Origin of the sequence: Sphingomonas sp. (genome assembly GCF_035944535.1) — a bacterium.
Classification (GTDB): domain Bacteria; phylum Pseudomonadota; class Alphaproteobacteria; order Sphingomonadales; family Sphingomonadaceae; genus Sphingomonas_B.
Map to the genome: position 1 here is coordinate 140,646 of NZ_DASZBC010000010.1, position 20,445 is coordinate 161,090.

16 protein-coding genes and 1 tRNA gene are annotated in these 20,445 nt (G+C 66.0%); 7 read left to right on the plus strand and 10 right to left on the minus strand.

Annotation, left to right across the window (positions count from 1 at the left end; genetic code table 11):
• Positions 1-59 precede the first annotated feature (59 nt).
• The 9 genes from pstB to VGT77_RS10755 all read right to left on the minus strand — a co-directional run bounded on the left by pstB (position 60) and on the right by VGT77_RS10755 (position 10,028).
• Entirely contained in the window at positions 60-872 is an 813-nt protein-coding gene (pstB, locus tag VGT77_RS10715) for a phosphate ABC transporter ATP-binding protein PstB (RefSeq protein WP_327462384.1), read from the minus strand.
• Complete coding sequence (gene pstA, locus VGT77_RS10720) at positions 869-1,711, minus strand: phosphate ABC transporter permease PstA (protein WP_327462386.1); 843 nt, start codon at positions 1,709-1,711, stop codon at positions 869-871. Before pstA ends, pstB begins: the two co-directional genes overlap by 4 nt.
• A 1-nt stretch (position 1,712) precedes the next feature.
• Positions 1,713-2,681, minus strand: coding sequence for a phosphate ABC transporter permease subunit PstC (gene pstC, locus VGT77_RS10725; RefSeq protein WP_327462388.1), 969 nt, complete (start codon positions 2,679-2,681; stop codon positions 1,713-1,715).
• Between the two features lie 110 nt (positions 2,682-2,791).
• Positions 2,792-3,847 (minus strand): phosphate ABC transporter substrate-binding protein PstS, encoded by a 1,056-nt coding sequence (gene pstS, locus VGT77_RS10730; protein ID WP_327462390.1) that lies wholly within the window; start codon positions 3,845-3,847, stop codon positions 2,792-2,794.
• 68 nt (positions 3,848-3,915) lie between these two features.
• Positions 3,916-4,422, minus strand: coding sequence for a PEPxxWA-CTERM sorting domain-containing protein (locus VGT77_RS10735; protein ID WP_327462392.1), 507 nt, complete (start codon positions 4,420-4,422; stop codon positions 3,916-3,918).
• Positions 4,423-4,582: 160 nt separating this feature from the next.
• Complete coding sequence (locus VGT77_RS10740; RefSeq protein WP_327462394.1) at positions 4,583-6,322, minus strand: ATP-binding protein; 1,740 nt, start codon at positions 6,320-6,322, stop codon at positions 4,583-4,585.
• Positions 6,319-6,843, minus strand: a complete 525-nt coding sequence (locus VGT77_RS10745; RefSeq protein ID WP_327462396.1) for a YfiR family protein — start codon at positions 6,841-6,843, stop codon at positions 6,319-6,321. Before VGT77_RS10745 ends, VGT77_RS10740 begins: the two co-directional genes overlap by 4 nt.
• Positions 6,840-8,696: a TonB-dependent receptor plug domain-containing protein gene (locus tag VGT77_RS10750; protein ID WP_327462398.1), complete on the minus strand. Its 1,857-nt coding sequence runs from the start codon at positions 8,694-8,696 to the stop codon at positions 6,840-6,842. The genes VGT77_RS10745 and VGT77_RS10750 overlap by 4 nt, the downstream gene beginning before the upstream one ends.
• Positions 8,697-8,828: 132 nt before the next feature.
• Complete coding sequence (locus VGT77_RS10755) at positions 8,829-10,028, minus strand: acetyl-CoA C-acetyltransferase (RefSeq protein ID WP_327462400.1); 1,200 nt, start codon at positions 10,026-10,028, stop codon at positions 8,829-8,831.
• 129 nt (positions 10,029-10,157) lie between these two features.
• On the opposite strand from VGT77_RS10755, the gene VGT77_RS10760 reads away from it, so the two are divergent.
• On the plus strand, positions 10,158-11,408 hold the full coding sequence (locus VGT77_RS10760; RefSeq protein ID WP_327462402.1) for an acetyl-CoA C-acetyltransferase: 1,251 nt from the start codon (positions 10,158-10,160) through the stop codon (positions 11,406-11,408).
• Between the two features lie 14 nt (positions 11,409-11,422).
• On the opposite strand, the gene VGT77_RS10765 is transcribed toward VGT77_RS10760, so the two are convergent.
• Positions 11,423-11,509: transfer RNA gene (locus VGT77_RS10765), tRNA-Leu, on the minus strand.
• Positions 11,510-11,604: 95 nt separating this feature from the next.
• Between VGT77_RS10765 and VGT77_RS10770 the strand changes: the two genes are divergently transcribed.
• The 6 genes from VGT77_RS10770 (at position 11,605) to gltB (ending at position 20,396) form a co-directional block, all read left to right on the plus strand.
• Positions 11,605-12,549, plus strand: a complete 945-nt coding sequence (locus VGT77_RS10770) for a complex I NDUFA9 subunit family protein (protein WP_327462404.1) — start codon at positions 11,605-11,607, stop codon at positions 12,547-12,549.
• 127 nt (positions 12,550-12,676) lie between these two features.
• On the plus strand, positions 12,677-13,486 hold the full coding sequence (locus tag VGT77_RS10775; protein ID WP_327462406.1) for an undecaprenyl-diphosphate phosphatase: 810 nt from the start codon (positions 12,677-12,679) through the stop codon (positions 13,484-13,486).
• A gap of 155 nt (positions 13,487-13,641) precedes the next feature.
• Positions 13,642-15,090 (plus strand): NAD(P)-dependent oxidoreductase, encoded by a 1,449-nt coding sequence (locus VGT77_RS10780; RefSeq protein ID WP_327462408.1) that lies wholly within the window; start codon positions 13,642-13,644, stop codon positions 15,088-15,090.
• Positions 15,087-15,383: a hypothetical protein gene (locus VGT77_RS10785; protein ID WP_327462409.1), complete on the plus strand. Its 297-nt coding sequence runs from the start codon at positions 15,087-15,089 to the stop codon at positions 15,381-15,383. The genes VGT77_RS10780 and VGT77_RS10785 overlap by 4 nt, the downstream gene beginning before the upstream one ends.
• A complete protein-coding gene (locus VGT77_RS10790) occupies positions 15,380-15,847 on the plus strand; it encodes a HepT-like ribonuclease domain-containing protein (protein WP_327462412.1) in 468 nt (155 codons plus the stop codon). The genes VGT77_RS10785 and VGT77_RS10790 overlap by 4 nt, the downstream gene beginning before the upstream one ends.
• The gene (gene gltB, locus VGT77_RS10795; protein WP_327462414.1) at positions 15,840-20,396 is read left to right on the plus strand and encodes a glutamate synthase large subunit; all 4,557 of its coding nucleotides are present in this window, start codon (positions 15,840-15,842) and stop codon (positions 20,394-20,396) included. The genes VGT77_RS10790 and gltB overlap by 8 nt, the downstream gene beginning before the upstream one ends.
• The last annotated feature ends 49 nt before the right edge of the window (positions 20,397-20,445 follow it).

The window sequence follows — 20,445 nt, forward strand, 5'->3', positions numbered from 1 at the left end:
AAAGGGGATGCCGGCGCCGCCGCTCGCAAGAGCGGCGGCGTTTTGGCGTTCGGTTTGACTTACCCGAAGCGGCCGGTGACGTAGTTGCGCGTGCGCACCAAGCGCGGCGTCGAGAAGAGCGACGCGGTGGGCGCAAACTCCATCAGCCGGCCCATGAACATGAAGCCGGTATAGTCGGCGATGCGCGCCGCCTGCTGCAGATTATGGGTCACGATGACGATCGTATAGTCCTTCTTCAGCTGCAGCAGCGTGTCCTCGAGCTTGGCGGTCGAGACCGGATCGAGCGCGGACGCCGGCTCGTCGAGCAACAGCACCTCGGGCTCTACCGCGATGCCGCGCGCGACGCACAGCCGCTGCTGTTGGCCGCCCGACAAGCCGAGGCCCGAGCTGGACAGCTTATGCTCGACCTCTTCCCACAGCGCAGCGCGGCGAAGCGAGCGTTCGACGATCTCGTCCAGTTCGGCCTTCGACTTGCTCGAATGCAGCCGCACGCCGAAGGCGACATTGTCGTAGATCGACATGGGAAACGGCGTCGGCTTCTGGAACACCATGCCGACCCGCGCCCGCAGATCGGCGACATCGGTGCGCGGGCGGAGAATGTCCTTGCCGTCGAGCAGGATCTCGCCCTCGGCGCGCTGACCCGGGTAGAGGTCGTACATCCGGTTCATTGCGCGCAGCAGCGTCGACTTGCCGCAGCCCGAGGGACCGATCAGCGCGGTGATGCGGTTGCGCGCAATGCCCAGGTTGACGCCATGCAGCGCCTGGGTCGCACCGTAGAAGAAGTTCAGCCCGCGCGTTTCGATGACGAGCGCGTCCGCGGGCGGCGCTTCGAGATGCGGCGCCTCGTCCAGTTCGGCGTCTGCAAGCGTCATGAGCGGCGGGTCTCCCGGGTCAGAAAGCGACCGATGATGTTGATGGCGAGCACGGCGGCGGCGATCAGCAGCGCGCCAGTCCAGGCGAGCTGGCGCCAATCGTCGTAGGCGCTCAAGGCGAACTGGAAGATGGTGGTCGGCAGCGCCGCCATCGGCTGCGACAGGTCGGTGTTCAGATACTGGTTGCCAAGTGAGGTGAACAGCAAAGGCGCGGTCTCGCCACTGATGCGCGCGAAGCCGAGCAGGCCGCCGGTCACGAGACCCGCCCGCGCGCCACGCCAGATGATCGAACGGATTACCTTCGCTCGCGCCGCGCCCAGCGCCATGCCAGCTTCGCGTAGCGCGCCCGGCTGCAGGCTCAGGATATCCTCGGTCGTGCGCACCACCACAGGTGTCGCCAGGAAGGCCAGCGCCACCGCGCCCGCATAGGCGGAGAAGCCTTCGAATGGACGCACCAATATTTCGTAGACGAACAGGCCGACCAGGATCGAAGGCGCCGACAGCAGCACGTCGTTCAGGAACCGCACGACATGGGCGTAGCGGCTGCGGCCGCCATATTCGCTGAGCCAGGTGCCGGCCAAGATGCCGACGATCAGCGCGATCACCATGCCGACGCCGCACATGATTAGCGACCCGACAATCGCATTGCGCAGACCGCCGGGCGAACCGGGCGCCGGCGTATCTTCGGCGAAGATGGCGGGCCCCAGACCCGCCGCGCCCTGAGTCAGCAGCGACCAGAGGATCAGGAACAAGGCGACGAGCGCAACGACGGTCGCGAGTGCGGTCGCCCCGATGAACAGGCCGTTCCAGATGCGGCGGCGAAGGGCGCGGCTCATCATGTCAGTGCCTCTGGGTCGACAGCAGCAGGCGCGCGATCGCGAGCACCGAGAAGGTGATCAGGAAGAGCACCAAGCCCAGTGCGATCAGCGACGCCTCGTGCAGCTCGCCGGTCGCTTCGGTGAACTCGTTGGCGATCGTCGAGGCGATGGTCGAACCCGCCGAGAAGAGCGAGCTCGGAAAGCCGTGCGCGTTGCCGATGATGAAGGTGACCGCCATCGTCTCGCCGAGCGCGCGGCCGAGACCCAGCATGATCACGCCGACGGTGCCGCGGCGAACATAAGGCACGATCACCCGGCTCACTACTTCGAACGAAGTTCCGCCGAGGCCGAAACCCGCTTCCCGCACCTGCGGCGGCACCGACAGGAACAGCTCCCGGAATACCGCGGCCATATAGGGCAGGATCATGATCGCGAGGATCACGGAGGCGGTGAAGATGTTGGCGCCGTTCGGAACGCCCGCCACCAGCCCTCCCAGGAAGCTCTCCGGATCGACACTCGCCGCCAGCGGTCCCTGGACAGTCGCGGCGAACCAGGGCGCGAAGACGAACAGGCCCCACATGCCGTAGACGATCGACGGAATGCCGGCGAGCAGCTCCACTGCGATCGCGATCGGGCGCGCCAGCCGCGGGGGGCAGAATTCCGTGAGGAAAATGGCGACCCCCATCGCCAGCGGCAGTGCCATGGCAAGCGCCAGCACGGCGGTGATCAGTGTGCCCGCGATCGGCCCGGCGGCGCCATAGAGCTCGGTCACCGGGTTCCAGTCGGAACTGGTCAGAAAGCCGAAGCCAAACGCCTTGAAGGCGGGCCAGCCGCCGATCGCCAGCGAAATCACGACGCCAGCCAGCGCCGCCATCAGCAAAGTGGCGGCGGAGAAACAGGCGGCACGGAACAGCGATTCGTCCCAGCGCCGGGCAGCACTTCCGCGCCGCTCCGCTCCCAGCCCGCTCGCGCCCTGCGCAATTGTGGCCACCCGCAACCTCGCTCTCATGTTCGAAACACTTGGGAACGCAGCGCCGAATAAAGCGCGCCCAGCACCGCCGCAACGGCGCTAGGCGCGCGATATGACAGTTGCGTGACCGTTTACTGGATCGGGTAAAGCGGCTTGCCCTGCGCCTTCAGTGTCGCTGCCCACTGCTTGCGGATCATGTCCTTCACATTGGCGGGCAGCGGCACATAGTCGAGCTGTGCGGCGGCCTGATCGCCCTTGTTGAAGGCCCAGTCGAAGAAGCGCAGCACGCCCCGGCCGGTTTCGGCATTCGGCTGGTCCTTGTAGACCAGGATGAAGCTGGCACCGGTGATCGGCCAGCTCTTGGCGCCCGGCTGATCGACCAGCAGCAGGTAATTGCCCGGCGCCTTGGCCCAGTCCGCGCCCGCCGCGGCGGCCGCGAATGATTCGCCGCTGGGCGCGACGAACTGGCCGTCCTTGTTCTGCATCAGCGCATGGGCCGAGTTGTTCTGCTTGGCATAGGCATATTCAACATAGCCGATCGAACCGGCCGTCTGCTTGACGAAGGCCGACACGCCGTCATTGCCCTTGCCGGCAAGGCCGGTTGGCCAAGCCACCGCGTCGCTGGTGCCGACGCGCTGCTTCCAGGCCGGACTGACGCCCGCCAGATACGAAGTGAACAGGAAGGTGGTGCCCGATCCGTCGGAACGGTGGACGACGGTGATCGCCTGATCCGGCAGCTTCACACCCGGATTGAGGCTGGCGATCCGCGGATCGTTCCACTTCTTGACGTCGCCGAGAAAGATGTCGGCGAGCAGCGGACCGGTCAGCTTCACCTGCCCGGGCGCAATGCCCTGCACGTTCAGGATCGGCACCACGCCACCGATGATGGTCGGGAATTGATACAGACCCGCCTTGTCCAGCTCTTCGACAGTCAGCGGCTTGTCGGTGGCGCCGAAATCGACCGTCTTGGCCTTGATCTGCTTGATGCCGCCGCCGGAGCCGATCGCCTGATAGTTGAGGCCGATCTTGGTCTCGCCGCGATAGCCCTCCGACCATTTGGAATAGAGCGAAGCGGGGAAGGTCGCGCCCGCGCCCGAAATATTCCGCGCGCGATCGCCCGAACCACTGCCGCCGCCGCAACCGCCGAGCACCGCCAGCATGGCGGCAAGGCACAAGGCCCTGAACATCTGAGAATTCCTCCAAGATCGGCCGGCAGCCGCCCCCACGGCGCTGCGGCCCTCACATGGCGCGGCACTTATGACAGAGATGTGACTCTGATGTGACAAAGGGAGCGCCTGCGCCGCCTGACCGCTGCGCCGGCGAGCGCGAACCCCGCGATCATCTGCGCCCAGGTCGCGGGCTCGGGGACTGCCGCCATGCGCAGGAACGTGCCTCCACCCGCAACAGTAACGGGAGCGCAGTTGGAAGAGCCGCCCTCGAAGCGGGCGGACATGTCGGGCGCCGGGACGGAGACGGGCATGTCGAGCGAGGCAGGCTTCAACGCCGCTTCGTTGAGCATCACGGGAGGCGCCGCGCAGAGCAGCGGCATCGCGGCGGCCGGAGCATTGTTGTTCGCCATTTCCTTTGCCGGCACGCGGATGCGGGGCTTGGCCCGTGCGGTGCGCTTGGGCTGCGGCGCCGTCGCCTTGTGGATCGCCGAGCGAACCGGCGGCACCTTCAGCGCGACGGTGCCCGCCACCACCGGACAGACGCATGCCGCGACCAATTTGCCGGCGTTCGACGCCAGCATTTCCTTCAACATCTTTGCGACCCCGCCTACTCACGCTACTCAGCGCGAACCATTCTCCCTGCCAATGCGATCGGTTGAACGGTTTCCCCGACGCAGTTTGTAACGGAATCGAAGCGAATGTGCCAGACTGACACATAGTTAAAGAACGGGACTGTGTGAGTGACTGAACCGATCAGCGCCGGTCGAGCACGGCCCGGAGCTTGTGTCCGAGCTGTTCGACAGTGAACGGCTTGGGAATGAAGAAGACGTCGCTGTCGACGACGCCGTTATGCACCACGGCATTGCGGGTATAGCCGGTGGTGAACAGCACCCGCAGGTCGGGACGCAGCTGCCGCGCCTTGTCGGCCAGTTCCCGGCCGTTGATGCCTGGCATGACCACGTCGGTAAAGAGCAGGCAGATGTCCCGGCGTTCGCGCACCAGGTCGAGCGCATGCTCGCCATCGCCGGCCTCGACCACGGCATAGCCGAGTTCCTCCAGCGCATCGAGCGACATGCGCCGAACCTGCTCTTCGTCCTCAACCACCAGGATCAGTTCACCCGGCCGCGCCCGGGGCACTTCTGCGGCGGCGATCTCGGTTCGGCTCGGTTCGGCTGCGCCCATGTGCCGCGGCAGGTAGATCTTGACGGTCGTGCCCTGCCCCGCCTCCGAATATATTTTCACATGACCGCCCGACTGACGGACAAAGCCATAGACCTGGGCGAGCCCCAATCCGGTACCCTTGCCGACGCCCTTGGTGGTAAAGAAGGGCTCGAAGGCGCGGTCCATCACTTCCTTGGGCATGCCAGGCCCATTGTCGCTGATCGCAACGGCGACATATTGCCCGGCGGCGACGCCTTCGTGCTGCGCCGCATAGGCATCGTCCAGATGCGCGTTCATCGTCTCGATCGTCAGCCGCCCATGCCCGTCCATCGCGTCGCGCGCATTGACCGACAGGTTGAGCACGGCGTTTTCGAGCTGGCCCGGATCGGCATGGGTGCGCCACAGCCCGCCCGCCAGCACGGTCTCGATTGCGATGCCTTCGCCTAGCGTTCGCCGTAAAAGCTCGGACATGCCGGCGACCAGCTGATTGGCGTCGATCGTCTGCGGCTGCAACGGCGATCGCCGGGCAAAGGCCAGCAGCCTCTTTGTCAGGCTGGCCGCCCGGTTGGCGCCCTCGAGCGCATGGCCGATCGCCTGGCGGGCCCGGTCGGGATTGGTGGAAAAGCGTCGCTCGGCGATATCCAGGCTGCCGATCACGATCGCAAGCATGTTGTTGAAGTCGTGGGCGATGCCGCCGGTCAGCTGGCCGATCGACTCCATTTTCTGGGCCTGCCGGAGGTCGTTCTCGGCCTTCTCACGCTGCGCCATCTGCTCGATCAGGGCGCGGTTGCTGGCTTCCAGTTCCTCGTTCTTCCGGCGCAACGCGGCCTGGCTGATCCCCAGGATCAGCACGATCGACGCCGCCATGACGGCAAGCACGGTGATCAGCGCATAGCGGCTCAATCGGCGGGAAAACGGCTCGATCTCGCTAAGTATCAGCACGCGTCCGATCCGGCGCCCGCCGCTGATGATGTCGGCGTCCCCGCGCGCCAGGCCTGAGGGTGGATCGAAGATCGAAAACGTCCGGGGCAACGACACGCCGTCCCGCCCAAAGCCGGCGAGCAACTGCCCTCGATCGTCATAGATCGCCACCACACGTGAGAGCGGATCAACACCGAAGGGCGTCACCGCCTCGCGCGCCGCTTCCACGTCGCGAAAGTCCACGGCCGCAGTGGCGGTGCCCGCAAGGATGCGCGCCCGGATCTCGGCACGCTGCGCCTGCTGCTGGCGGTAATCACGATCGGCCTGGGTCACGACCAGCACGCCCAAGAGCAGCAGCAGCACGGCGAAGATGCCCGCCGCCTGCGACATGCGTTGCTGCCAGGGGATCACCGCCCGCGCCTCTCACGAACGGAGAGCGCTAGGCCGAGCAACTTCGAAGAAATCGTCAGACCGCCAGCCGCTGCGGCCTGGTCATCGATGTGGAAGCGGACGCGATTGGCGGCGACCTGGAAATGCACCATGCCGCGCGCATTGCTCCACCGGCTGTCCGTGACCGTCAAGACGGGCGCCGCCGGAAGCGCGGCGAGCGCGGCTGGCACGGTCTGGCGCGCCGAGCCGGTGATATAGGCGATGTCGCAGCCGCTGCCCCGCGTGATGGTCTCGATCCGGCGCAGCTGAAGCGGCCGCCCGTTGATCTGCTGGCCCGATGCGGCCCGGTCCAGCGCCGCGCCGAGCACGTCACGACCGACCATGCAGATGGTGACGGGTCCCGCTCCCGCGGGCCAACTCACATAGGCGCCGAATTTGACGAGGAACGCCGCCTTGACCGCAGCCTCGCTGGCGCCCTGCGCAAGCGAGGGGGTAGGCGCGAGCAGCGCCCCCGCCAGGATCAAGGCGCGCGACCGGTTCAAATGCCGAACCGCACGCCCAATGCGATGATGCGCCGGACAAGCTGGCCGCGATCCGTGTCTTCGCTTTCCGGCCGCCGATCATGGAAAATGTTTGTGCCGGACAGAAACAGCTCCGCCTTGTCAGTTACCCGCCAGCCCAGCCGAGCATCGGCGTCCGTATAGGCGGGCACCCGTGGCCGCGGCCGGCTGCCATAGCGGCGGACCTGAAAGTCGAAGCCGAGGCGGGGCGTGAAGTCGATACGCCCTCCGACCTGGCCATAATAGTCCGGGTCGTTGCCGAGCGAGATGAAGTTTTCGAGATCGGTCTCGCCGGGCTTGAGCCTGAAATCGCCGTCGAGCACGACCAGCCCCGCATTGAGCCGGAGCCAGGGCGCCGCCTGCCACGCTCCCCAAGCCTCCACACCCCAATTCTCGCCCTTGATGCCGTTGGCGAGCTGCACGGGCAGGATCGTGATTGGCGTGGTCTTGGTGGTGCGCAGCCTATCGTAAAGGTTGTAGAAGCCGGTGAGCGAGAAGGTCAGGTTCGGCGCCGGCTGACCGCGATAGCCTATCTCAAATGCCGTTAGTTCCTCGGCCTGGAACGTACCGGCGCGCAGGATCACGGGCTCAGTCAGGTCGCGATCGATCCGCGACGGCTCGCGCACTGCCCGCGAAGCGGAGGCCCAGAGCAGAAAGTCGCGATTCGGCTGCCAGGAAAGGCGCAGATTGGGCATCAGCTCGACGCCGGTGAAGGTCGTTTTTTCCGCCTTCAGCCCGGCCGTGACGGCAAGGCCAGCGCCCAGGTCAATGCGGTCCTGAACGAAAGCGTTCAGAATCCACAATGTCTTTTCCTCAGGGTCGAGCACGAAAGAATTGAGATCATTGTCGAACCGGTCGCGCGTCATCCGCACGCCTCCGCCGACCACGATGGCGTGCCGGCCTTCGGTGCGGTTGTGCTGGACCGACAGGTCGCTTGTCTCAAGCCGGTCATAGACTCGCGTGAAGCGGCGCGCGAAGCGGCTGTAATAGGCCTGCACCTGCGTCTGAGCGCCGCTTGATGCCGTGTTCGTCCAGCGCGCGAGGATGTTCTGGCCATTGTCGCCGTCGCGCTTGCCGCTGTTCACATTGTGCTCGAACCAATCGCCCTGGACTGTGACCTGATTGACCTCGTCGCCGAAGTCCGCGCGAAAGCCAGTCTGCCAGCCTTCGCTGCCGTCGCGCAGGTTGCGATTGCCTGAGGGCGGGAACCCCTGCCGGTTCCAGCCTTCCGCATAGACGCGGATGCCGCCATTGGGCCCAAGCGGCGCGCCGTAGCGCAGCAGGGCGGTTTGCTCGAGCGAAGCGGCCGTCGCCCGCGCCAACACGCCCTGGGTCTCGCGCGCGTCCTTGGTCATGATGTTGATCACGCCATTGACCGCGTTGGTGCCGTAAAGGGTGCCGCCCGGCCCGCTGATCACCTCGATCCGGTCGATATCCTCCAGCGGCGTGTCGAACAGTTCGTAGAAGACGGTCGCGGCCAGCGTCGAATAGATGCTGCGCCCATCGATCTGGACCAGGGTCTTGTTGGCCGTCTCGGCGCCCTGAAAACCGCGCGCCGTCACCGCATATTGGCGCGCGTCGATACGCTGCACGTCCAGCTGCGGAGCAAGCCGGAGCACTTCGGGGAGCGAGGTCGCGCCCCAGCGGAGGATATCCTCGTTGGTGATGATGAAGAGGGAGGCAGGCGCACCGCTCAGCGGCTCGGGACGCCGGGACGCCGACGTGACTTCCAGCTGAGCCAGTTCTTCGATCGAAAGACTCGTCAGTTGGTCGGCGCCGGGCGACGCAGCCGAAGCCGCTGCCAGTGCGACGCAGGCCACAAGGGCACAAGCCAATGCGATTACTCCCCTTTTCCGCGGCGACACTTGGTGCCGCCCCGCCATTCGTCAAGCAGAAACAGGCGGAGAAAGGCGGGCGCATTCCCCCGTACACGTAACGCCTGTGAAACGAGAGCGTTCCGTTAAGCTCTAGGCTGCGCGCTCGAACACCGCCGCCATGCCCTGCCCGCCGCCGATGCACATCGTCTCCAGACCATAGCGCACCTCGCGGCGCTGCATCTCGTGCAGCATGGTCGAGAGTATCCGGATCCCGGTCGCGCCGATCGGATGCCCAAGGCTGATGCCGGAGCCGTTGACGTTCAGTTTGTCGCGATCGTCCCAGCCCCAGCCTTTCAGCACCGCGAGCACCTGCGGCGCGAACGCCTCGTTCAGCTCGACGAGATCGATGTCGCGCCAGGACAGGCCGGTGCGCGCGAACAGCTTCTCAACCGCCGGGACGGGGCCGATGCCCATGCGCGACGGGTCGCATCCCGCGGCCGCCCAGCCCGTCAGCCATCCCATCGGTTCCAGCCCGAGTTCGGACAGCTTGTCCTCGGCGACGACCAGGCAGGCAGCGGCGGCGTCATTCTGCTGGCTGGCATTGCCGGCCGTGACGACGCCGTCCTTCTCGATCGGCCGCAGCTGCGCCAGCGACTCCGGCGTCGCGTCGGCCCGGATGCCCTCATCGGCTGCGAACATGACCGGCTCGCCCCTTTTCTGAGGCACCGGGACCGGCACCAGCTCGTCCGCGAATTTGCCTTCTGTCCAGGCGCGGGCAGCACGCTGGTGGCTGGCCGCGGCATAGTCGTCGCACGCCTCGCGGCTGATCTGATAATCGCGCGCCAGGTTCTCGGCTGTCTCGATCATTCCGCTGATCACCCCATAGCGAGCAATCGGCTGTGACATCACGCGGCCGCGCAGCAGCCGGTCGTGCATGGTCGTTGACCCCATGCGTGCGCCGTTGCGGTGGTCGATCGAATAATATTCGACGTTCGACATGCTCTCGACGCCGCCGGCGATCACGACATCGGCAGCACCGGTCTGGATGCGCATCGCGGCGTCGACGACCGCCTGCAATCCGCTGCCGCAGCGCCGGTCGAGCTGCACGCCCGGCACCGACTCCGGCAGTCCCGCCGCCAGCGCCGACCAGCGGCCGATGCAGGGCGCCTCGCCATTGCCATAGCCTTGCGAGAAGACGACGTCGTCGATCCGCTCTGGATCGATGCGGGTGCGTTCCACCAAAGCCTTGATGATGACGGCGCCGAGATCGCCTGCCTGCATCGATGCGAGCGCCCCCTGGAATTTGCCCACACCGGTGCGGATCGGGCTGACGATGGCGGCTCTGCGCATGATCTTATTCCTCGTTTGCTGATCCGTCATTGCGAGGAGCGCAGCGACGAAGCAATCCCACTCTGCGCGCGCTGGATTGCTTCGCTGCGCTCGCAATGACAGTCTCTGGGTCATTGAAGAGGAGCCGAGATGCCTGACGCCTATATCATCGACGCTGTCCGCACGCCGCGCGGGGTCGGAAAGCCTGGCAAGGGCGCGCTGTCGCACCTGCACCCGCAGCATCTCGGCGCGACCGTGCTGAAGGCACTCAAGGACCGCAACGGCCTCGACACGTCGACCGTCGACGACATCATCTGGTCGACATCGACGCAGGAAGGAAAGCAGGGCGGCGATCTCGGCCGCATGTCGGCGCTGGCGGCAGGCTATGACTGCAAGGCCTCGGGCGTGACGCTCGATCGCTTCTGCGGCGGCGGCATCACCAGCGTGAACCTCGCAGCGGCCAGCATCATGTCCGGCATGGAAGATTGCGTGATTGCCGGCGGCACCGAGATGATGAGCTATCAGCAGCAGCTGGCCGCCGAACGGGCGGCCGCAGGCCAGCCCCCGCGGATGATCGGCGGTGGCAATCCCGCGCTCGACGCGCTGCACCCGCAGTCCCACCAGGGTGTCTGCGGCGACGCGATCGCGGCGCGGGAAGGCATCGATCGGCAAGCTGTTGATAATCTCGCGCTCGTCAGCCAGCGGCGCGCGAAGCGGGCGATCGACGAGGGGCGGTTCGCCCGCTCGGTCGTGGCGGTGATGAACGAAGACGGCTCGGTCGCGCTCGACCGGGAGGAGTTCCCGCGCCCCGAGACGACCGCGGAAGGGCTGGCGTCGCTCAAGCCGGCCTTCCAGGCGCTGGCCGATCATGACCTTGGCGGCGGCTTCACGTTCAAGAAGCAAATCCAGCGCGTCTATCCGAATCTCGATTGGGAAGGCGTGCATCACGCCGGCAACAGCTCGGGCGTGGTCGACGGCGCGGCGGCGCTGCTGCTCGCCTCAAAGAACTATGCCGACAGGAACGGTCTCAAGCCGCGCGCCCGCGTCGTCGCCTTCGCGAATGTCGGCGACTGCCCGACGCTGATGCTGAACGCGCCCGTTCCTGCCGCGCGCAAGGTGCTGGAGAAGGCCGGGCTGACCAAGGACGATATCGACGTTTGGGAGATCAACGAAGCCTTCGCCGTGGTTGCGGAGAAGTTCATCCTCGACCTGGAGCTCGACCGCGACAAGGTCAACATCAACGGCGGCGCCATGGCGCTCGGCCACCCGATCGGCGCCACCGGCTCGATCCTGATCGGCACCGCGCTCGACGAACTGGAACGCTCCGGCGGGCGCTATGGCCTGATCACCATGTGCGCCGCGGGCGGCATGGCGCCAGCCGTGATCATCGAGCGGGTTTGATCGAGCGGGGAAGATGGTGCCCAGAAGAGGACTCGAACCTCCACGCCCTTGCGAGCGCCAGCACCTGAAGCTGGTGCGTCTACCAATTCCGCCATCTGGGCACGGGGTAGGCGGCGGCGCTTAGCGGCGGCTCCATGCCCTTGTCAACAAAGGTTCGGCAGGCCAAAGGCGCGGGCGTTCAGTGGAGCTTATGCGCATGAAGGACGCGATCGTCACGGTGTTCGGGGGCGGCGGCTTTGTCGGCCGCTATGCCGTGCAGGAGCTGCTCGACGGCGGCGAGGGATTTCGCGTGCGCATCGCCCAGCGCGAGCCGCGCGACGCCTGGTTTCTGAAGCCGCTCGGGTCGCTCGGCCAGACCCAGTTCCTGGCCGCGGACATAGGCAACCGCGCCTCGGTCGAGCGTGCGGTCGCGGGCGCGAGCGCAGTGCTGAACCTGGTCGGCAGCTTCGACAATATGCAAGCGGTGCAGGCCGATGGCGCCCGCATCGTTGCCGAAGCCGCCGCGGCTGCGGGCGTCGAGACCCTGGTCCATGTGTCGGCGATCGGCGCCGATCCGGACTCGCCGTCCGCTTACGGCCGCAGCAAGGGCGAAGGGGAGCGCGCGGTTCGCGCCGCCTTCCCGAAAGCCACCATTCTACGTCCATCGATCGTATTCGGGCGCGAGGATGCGTTCACCAATCGCTTCGCCCGCATGCTGCGCCTGCCAGTGGTGCCGGTGGTGCGCGGCGGGACGAAGTTCCAGCCAGTGTTCGTCGCCGATCTCGCCAAGGCGATCGGGCAGGCGATCTGCGACCCCAAGGCACATGCAGGCCAAACTTATGAGATTGGCGGACCCGAAGCGATCAGCATGCGCGACCTGCTTGCACGGCTCGCTGAATGGACGGGGCAGAAGCCGCACTTCGTCGAACTGCCCGATGCGGTTGCCGGCGCCATGGCACGGATGACCGGCTGGGCGCCCGGCGCGCCGATCAGCTGGGACCAATGGCTGATGCTCCAGAAGGACAATGTCGCAAGCGGCGCGCTGCCCGGCTTGGAAGCGTTCGGCATCACGCCGACTCCGCTCGCAGCGGTGGCGCCCGGCTGGCTCGTTCAATATCGTAAGCAAGGCCGCTTCGGTGGCGTGAAGACGGTGGAATCCTAAGCCTCTACGCCCGTTCGGCCTGAGCTTGTCGAAGGCCTTCCTTCTTCCTTCTCCTCGCCCGCAAAGAAAAGGGAGGGCTTCGACAAGCTCAGCCCGAACGGAGCGGGGGAACGCAATCGGAGCTGCCATGCCCCTTCTCCTCACGGCCATCCTGCTCGGCATCGTCGAGGGGCTGACCGAGTTCCTCCCTGTCTCCTCGACCGGCCACCTGATCCTCGCGGCCGAGTTGCTCGGCTATGATGCGGCGACCTGGGCGACGTTCAACGTCATCATCCAGCTGGGCGCGATTCTGGCGGTGATCGTGCTCTACTGGCGCACCTTTTGGGCTGTCGCGGTGGGGTTATTCGGGCGCGAGCCGACTTCGCTCCGCTTCATCGCCAACCTGCTGCTCGCGTTCCTCCCCTCGGCGGTGCTCGGCCTGATCCTGATCGACCGGATCGAAGCGCTGCTGGAGAATGCGCAGGTGGTGGCGATCGCGCTCGTGCTGGGCGGCATCGCCATTCTGGTCATCGAAGCACTGGTCAAGCAGCCGAGCGAAGAGCCGGGCGTCGCCGCGGTGCCCTGGAAAAAGGCGCTGGGCATCGGCTTCATCCAGTGCCTGTCGATGATCCCGGGCGTCAGCCGCTCGGGCGCGACCATCATGGGTGCCCTGTCGCTGGGTGTGGAGCGCCGCACCGCGGCCGAGTTCAGCTTCTTCCTTGCGGTGCCGACGATGGTCGGTGCCACCACCCTGTCCGTCTTCAAGCATAGCAACGAACTGGCGAGCGGCCGCGTCGATTGGGGCCTGATCGGCGTCGGCTTCGTTGTTTCCTTCATCGTCGCGATTTTGGTGATCCGCTGGTTCGTGGGCATCGTCTCCAAGCACGGCTTCGCGCCCTTTGCCTGGTACCGGATCGTCGCCGGCAGCCTTGCGATGATCTGGTTGCTCGCAAGATAGGACAGCATCCGGACCTATTAAAAAGAAGCTCGGCGGCTATCCGCAGCCACTTAGCTGGCTTGCTGCGGACATAATGTCAGCTAAACTGACCTATAGCCGTTTTTGTGCGTGACTCGCCTCAATAAGCCCTGCGATAAGCTGCGCGAGGAGGCGATATGGGCGACAATCCGATGCTGAAGTTCGTGGCTCTGCCGCAGGCGTATCCAGCCAAGCGGCCTGCCGAGCTGCGCGCCGAAGACTTTCGCGAAATCGCCGATCGCTATGCGACGCCCGACGCCGAGGAGCAGTCCGCCCGCTGCTCGCAATGCGGCGTGCCCTATTGTTCGATCCACTGCCCGCTGCACAACCACATCCCCGACTGGCTGCGACTGACCGCCGAAGGGCGGCTGCGCGAGGCCTATGAGCTGTCCAACGCAACCTCCTCGATGCCGGAGATTTGCGGCCGTATCTGCCCGCAGGACCGGCTTTGCGAAGGCAATTGTGTGATCGAGTTCTCAGGGCACGGTGCGGTGACGATCGGCTCCGTCGAGCGCTTCATCACGGACAAGGCCTGGGACGAAGGCTGGGTGGAGCCGCTGCTGCCGGGCCGAGCGCGAGGCCAGTCGGTCGGGATCATCGGCGCGGGCCCGGCGGGGCTGACGACCGCCGAATATCTCCGACGCGCCGGCTATGACGTGCATGTCTATGACCGGCACGATCGCGCCGGCGGCCTGCTCACCTACGGCATTCCCGGCTTCAAGCTGGAAAAGCACATCGTCATGCGCCGCACCGCCCGACTGGAGGAAGGCGGCATCGTCTTTCATCGGGGTTCGGACGTGGGCGGCGCCCTGCAGTTCGCCGAGCTACGCAACCGCCACGACGCGCTGCTGATCGCCACCGGCGTCTACAAGGCACGGGAGATGAAGCTGCCGGGCAGCAACGTCGGCGGCGTGGTCGAGGCGCTCGACTATCTGACTGCGTCCAACCGCAAGGGCTTTGGCGATCAGGTCCCCGCCTTCGAGAACGGCGCCTTGGACGCGGAAGGCAAGCATGTCGTGGTGATCGGCGGTGGCGACACGGCGATGGACTGCGTCCGCACCGCGATCCGCCAGGGCGCCGCCTCGGTGAAGTGCCTCTATCGCCGCGACCGCGCGAACTTGCCGGGCTCGCAGCGGGAAGTCGCGCATGCCGAAGAGGAAGGCGTCGAGTTCATCTGGCTGTCCGCGCCCGAGAGCTTCGAGGCGGCCGAGAATGGCTGGGTCATCGGCGTCACCGCCACCCGCATGCGCCTCGGCGCCGCCGACGCCAGCGGCCGCCGCATGCCCGAGGCGGAACCGGATAGCGGCTTCCGCCTGGACGCAGATTTGGTCATCAAGGCGCTCGGCTTCGACCCCGAGCCGCTCCCTGCCATGTTCGGCACACCCGAACTCGGCGTCACCCGCTGGGGCACGCTCCGCGTCGACCACAAGACCATGATGACCAGTCTGGACGGCGTCTTCGCCGCCGGCGACATCGTCCGCGGCGCCAGCCTTGTGGTCTGGGCAATTCGCGACGGACGCGACGTTGCGGAGAAGATGCACGCCTGGCTGAAAGAGCGTGCTGCATCAGTTAAGGTGGCGGCATGAGATTGCGGGATTGGGAAGTGGAAGCGATCCGATCGTCGGCGCACGAGGTGTTCGGGCCCGAGGTGACCGTGCGTCTGTTCGGCAGCCGTGTCGACGATCGGAGGCGGGGCGGCGATATCGATCTTTTTCTCAACGGCTGCAGTCGGTGTAACGACCGGCGGAGCCGCGAACTCTTTGCTCGCCTGCTTCAGAAACGGCTGGGCGAACGTGAAATCGACATCGTCTATGCGACCGCTGGATCGGAAGTCGGGCCGATCCAAGTGGAAGCCCTAAAGCATGGAGTAATCCTGTGAGCGGGAGCTTGAGAGAGCGCGCTTGGCAGGTGCTGGAAATGTTGGCGGGACCTGCTCGTCGGCTGCGCTTATCGCTGGACAGGGATCACTCGCTGTTCCCGCTTCAGGGTGGTGCCTTTGACGATGATGTCGCGTTGCTGACGATCGACGCGTTTCTGCAGCGTTTTCAGCAGGTGGTGGACCTAACCTTGCGCAAGCTCTTCCCGAAACTCGTTGCCGCGCTGGAGCTTCGGGAAGAGCGGGTGGCACTGCGCCCGGTGCTTGACCGCCTGGAACGCGAAGGCCTGATCGAGAGTGCTGACTGGTGGTCGGAACTGAACGAACTGCGGAACCGCCTGGTCCACGAATACGCCATGGCTCCAGACCAGCGAGCAGCCGAGCTCAATAAGGCATGGTCCTACGCGCATGGGCTGCTGGAACAGCTCGAAGCAATCAGGCGACACCTGGAGCGGAACGATGACTGATCTTCGCTCTCACCTCGCCGAACACGGCATGTACCGGCCGGAGTTCGAGTCCGACGCATGCGGTGTCGGCCTTATCGCCGCCACCGACGGCCGCGCATCGCGCCGCGTGGTCGCGTCGGCAATCGAGGCGCTGAAGGCGGTTTGGCACCGGGGCGCGGTCGATGCGGACGGCAAGACAGGCGACGGCGCCGGACTGCTGGTCGATCTCCCAACGCGCTTTTTCGACGAGGCGATCGAGGCTTCGGGGCACAAGGTGCGGCCGAACCGGCTGGCGGTGGGCATGATCTTCATGCCGCGCACGGACTTGGGCGCGCAGGAGACGTGCCGGACCATCGTCGAGGCCGAGGTGATCGAGGCCGGCTACACCATCTATGGCTGGCGGCAGGTGCCGGTCGATGTGTCGGTGATCGGGCAGAAGGCGCAGGCGACGCGGCCCGAGATCGAGCAGATCATGATCGCCGGCCCCTTGCCCCATGAGCAATCGGCCGAGGAGTTCGAAAAGAACCTCTATCTCGTCCGCCGCCGGATCGAGAAGAAGGTGGTCGCCGCGCAGATCGCCGGCTTCTACGCCTGTTCGCTGTCGTGCCGGTCGATCGTCTACAAGGGGCTGTTCCTCGCCGAGAGTCTCAGCCTCTTCTATCCGGACCTGGCCGACGAGCGGTTCGAGAGCCGGGTGGCGATCTTCCACCAGCGTTATTCGACCAACACCTTCCCGCAATGGTGGCTCGCTCAGCCCTTCCGCTGCCTCGCCCACAATGGCGAGATCAATACGATCCGCGGCAACAAGAACCTGATGAAGAGCCATGAGATCAAGATGGCATCATTGGCGTTCGGCGAGGCATCCGAAGACATCAAGCCGGTGATCCCCGCCGGCGCGTCGGACACGGCGGCGCTCGACGCGGTGTTTGAGGCGATCTGCCGCTCCGGCCGCGACGCGCCGACTGCCAAGCTGATGCTGGTGCCCGAGGCTTGGGGCGACGCCGATCTGCCGCCCGACCAGCGCGCCATGTACTCCTATCTCGCCTCGGTGATGGAGCCTTGGGACGGCCCGGCGGCGCTGGCCATGACCGAGGGCAAATGGGCGGTGGCGGGCGTGGACCGTAATGCGCTCCGCCCCTTGCGCTACACTCAGACGCGGGACGGGCTGCTGATCGTCGGCTCCGAAACGGGCATGGTGGTGGTGCCGGAATCGACGGTGCTGGCGAAGGGGCGCTTGGGGCCCGGCCAGATGATCGCCGTCGACCTCGACAAGGGCGAAGTGCTCGACGATGGCGCAATCAAGGCGCGTGTCGCGGCCGAGCATCCCTATGAGCAGATGGTTGCGGGCTTCAAAACCTTCGATGATCTGCCCCTTCCCAGTGCTCCGGCGAAGGCCGGAGCTTTGCGAGCAGGGCTCCGGCCTTCGCCGGAGCACGATGGTGCTTCGATGGACCGCGCGCACCTCACCCGCCTCCAGGTCGCGGCAGGCCAGACGCTGGAGGACATGGAGCTGATCCTCTCGCCCATGGTCGAGGACGCAAAGGAAGCGGTCGGTTCGATGGGCGACGACACGCCGCTGGCGGTCATCTCCGACAAGCCGCGCAACATCGCGCAATTCTTCCGGCAGAACTTCAGCCAGGTCACTAACCCGCCGATCGACTCGCTGCGCGAGACGCGCGTGATGAGCCTCAAGACGCGCTTCGGAAACCTCGCCAACATCCTCGATGTCGAAGGGCAGAATTCGAACGTGCTGGTGCTCGACACGCCGGTGCTGAGCTGCGGCGACTGGGACCGGCTGAAGGCCTATTTCGGCCCTCAGGCAGCGGTGATCGACTGCACCTATCCGGCAGAGGGAGGCCCCGAGCAACTGCGCGCCGCCATCGCCTCGATCCGCGCCGATGCCGAGCGGGCCATCCGTGAGGGCAAGACCGAGCTGTTCCTGACCGACGAGGCTATCGGCCCCGACCGGATGAGCATCCAGATGGTGCTCGCCGCCGCCGCCGTGCATACCCACCTCGTCCGCAAGGGACTGCGCTCTTACGCTTCGGTCAACATCCGGTCGGCCGAATGTCTCGACACCCATTATTTCGCGGTGCTGATCGGGGTCGGCGCCACGACCGTGAATGCCTGGCTCACCGAAGCGTCGATCGCCGACCGCCACGCCCGCGGCCTGTTCGGTACATTGAGCCTCGACGAGTGCGTTGCCCGCTACAAAAAGGCGATCGGCGACGGCCTCCTCAAGATCATGTCGAAAATGGGGATCGCGGTGATCTCCTCTTACCGCGGCGGCTACAACTTCGAAGCGGTCGGCCTCAGCCGCGCGCTGGTCAACGACCTCTTCCCCGGCATGCCCGCCAAGATTTCGGGCGAAGGCTATGCATCGGTCCATCTGAACGCCCAGATGCGGCACCAGGCGGCGTTCGATCCGGCGGTGGCGACGCTGCCGATCGGCGGCTTCTATCGCCAGCGCCATGGCGGCGAGACGCACGCCTATTCGGCCCAGCTGATGCACTTGCTACAGACGGCGGTCGGCACCGACAGCTATTCGACCTACCTCCAATTCTCGCGCGGCGTGCGCGACCTGCCGCCGGTCTATCTGCGCGATCTGCTCGAGTTCAACTACGCCAAGCAGCCGGTGCCGATCGATCAGGTGGAGGCGATCACCGAAATCCGGAAGCGCTTTGTCACGCCGGGCATGAGCCTGGGCGCCCTCTCGCCCGAAGCGCACGAGACGCTCGCCATCGCCATGAACCGGATCGGCGCCAAGGCGGTATCGGGCGAAGGCGGCGAGGACCCGCGGCGCTACAAGCCCTATTCGAATGGCGACAACGCCAACTCGGTGATCAAGCAGATCGCCTCCGGCCGGTTCGGCGTGACGGCGGAATATCTCGCCTCGTGCGAGGAGATCGAGATCAAGGTCGCGCAGGGGGCCAAGCCCGGCGAGGGCGGCCAGCTGCCCGGCTTCAAGGTCACCGACATGATCGCGAAGCTGAGGCACTCGACCCCGGGCGTGACGCTGATCAGCCCGCCGCCGCACCACGACATCTACTCGATCGAGGACCTGGCCCAGCTCATCTACGACCTGAAGATGATCAATCCGCGTGCGCGGGTGTGCGTGAAGTTGGTCAGCTCGGCCGGCATCGGCACGGTCGCGGCCGGCGTCGCCAAGGCGCATGCCGATGTGATCCTGATCGCCGGCCATGTCGGCGGCACCGGCGCCTCGCCGCAGACGAGCGTCAAATATGCCGGCACGCCCTGGGAAATGGGCCTGAGCGAGGTCAACCAGACGCTGACCCTCAATGGCCTGCGCGGCCGGATCAAGCTGCGGACGGACGGCGGACTCAAGACTGGGCGCGACATCGTCATCGCCGCCATCCTGGGCGCCGAGGAGTTCGGCATCGGCACGCTGAGCCTGGTCGCCATGGGCTGCATCATGGTCCGGCAATGCCATTCGAACACCTGTCCCGTCGGCGTCTGCACCCAGGACGAGAGGCTGCGCGCGAAGTTCACCGGCAGCCCCGAGAAGGTCATCAACCTGATGAGCTTCATCGCCGAGGAAGTGCGCGAGATCCTCGCCAAATTGGGCTTCCGCTCGCTGGACGAAGTGATCGGCCGCACCGAACTGCTGCGCCAGGTCAGCCGCGGCGCCGAGCATCTCGACGACTTGGACCTGAACCCGATCCTCGCCAAGGTCGACGCCGAGGATTTCGAGCGGCGCTACAGCCTCAACACCTTCCGCAACGAAGTGCCGGACAGCTTGGACGCGCAGATGATCGCCGATGCGCGTGCAGTGTTCGATCGCGGCGAGCGGATGCAACTCACCTACAATGTCCGCAACACGCACCGCGCGGTCGGCACCCGGCTGTCGGCGGAAGTGGTGCAGCGCTTCGGCATGTCCGCGCTCGCCGATGGCCATGTCCAGGTGCGGCTGCGGGGCAGCGCCGGCCAGTCTCTGGGCGCCTTTCTGTGCAAGGGCATCACCATCGAAGTGTTCGGCGACGCCAATGACTATGTAGGCAAGGGCCTGTCGGGCGGCACCATCGTCGTACGGCCGATGGTCAGTTCGCCGCTCGCCAGCCAGGACAATACGATCATCGGCAACACCGTCCTGTACGGCGCCACGTCGGGCAAGCTCTTCGCCGCGGGCCAGGCGGGCGAGCGTTTCGCCGTCCGCAACTCGGGCGCTACCGTGATCGTCGAGGGCTGCGGCGCCAATGGCTGCGAATATATGACCGGCGGCACCGCCGTGATCCTTGGCACGCCCGGCATGAACTTCGGCGCCGGCATGACCGGCGGCATGGCGTACGTGCTGGATGTGGACGGCAAGTTCGAGCGTCACGCCAACCCGGAAAGCATCGTGTGGCAGCGCCTCGCTTCGGTCCGCTGGGAGATGAAGCTGCGCGCACTCATCGGCGAACATGCCGAGGCGACCGACAGCAAATGGGCCAACGCGATCCTCGACGACTGGGACCGCTGGCGCGACCGCTTCTGGCAGGTGGTGCCGAAGGAAATGCTGAACCGCCTCCCCTATCCGCTCACTGACGAACCCGAGGCGGTTGCGGCGGAGTGATAGTTCTCCGGCGAAGGCCGGAGCCCATTTTCTTCTTTTCGGCGTGCGT

What these genes read in the sequence shown, in the direction of transcription:
- VGT77_RS10755 (WP_327462400.1), bottom strand. Translation starts at nt 10,028, where the DNA reads ATGCGCAGAGCCGCCATCGTCAGCCCGATCCGCACCGGTGTGGGCAAA.
- VGT77_RS10785 (WP_327462409.1), top strand. Translation starts at nt 15,087, where the DNA reads ATGAGATTGCGGGATTGGGAAGTGGAAGCGATCCGATCGTCGGCGCAC.
- pstB (WP_327462384.1), bottom strand. Translation starts at nt 872, where the DNA reads ATGACGCTTGCAGACGCCGAACTGGACGAGGCGCCGCATCTCGAAGCG.
- pstA (WP_327462386.1), bottom strand. Translation starts at nt 1,711, where the DNA reads ATGATGAGCCGCGCCCTTCGCCGCCGCATCTGGAACGGCCTGTTCATC.
- VGT77_RS10770 (WP_327462404.1), top strand. Translation starts at nt 11,605, where the DNA reads ATGAAGGACGCGATCGTCACGGTGTTCGGGGGCGGCGGCTTTGTCGGC.
- gltB (WP_327462414.1), top strand. Translation starts at nt 15,840, where the DNA reads ATGACTGATCTTCGCTCTCACCTCGCCGAACACGGCATGTACCGGCCG.
- VGT77_RS10775 (WP_327462406.1), top strand. Translation starts at nt 12,677, where the DNA reads ATGCCCCTTCTCCTCACGGCCATCCTGCTCGGCATCGTCGAGGGGCTG.
- VGT77_RS10735 (WP_327462392.1), bottom strand. Translation starts at nt 4,422, where the DNA reads ATGTTGAAGGAAATGCTGGCGTCGAACGCCGGCAAATTGGTCGCGGCA.
- pstS (WP_327462390.1), bottom strand. Translation starts at nt 3,847, where the DNA reads ATGTTCAGGGCCTTGTGCCTTGCCGCCATGCTGGCGGTGCTCGGCGGT.
- VGT77_RS10760 (WP_327462402.1), top strand. Translation starts at nt 10,158, where the DNA reads ATGCCTGACGCCTATATCATCGACGCTGTCCGCACGCCGCGCGGGGTC.
- VGT77_RS10780 (WP_327462408.1), top strand. Translation starts at nt 13,642, where the DNA reads ATGGGCGACAATCCGATGCTGAAGTTCGTGGCTCTGCCGCAGGCGTAT.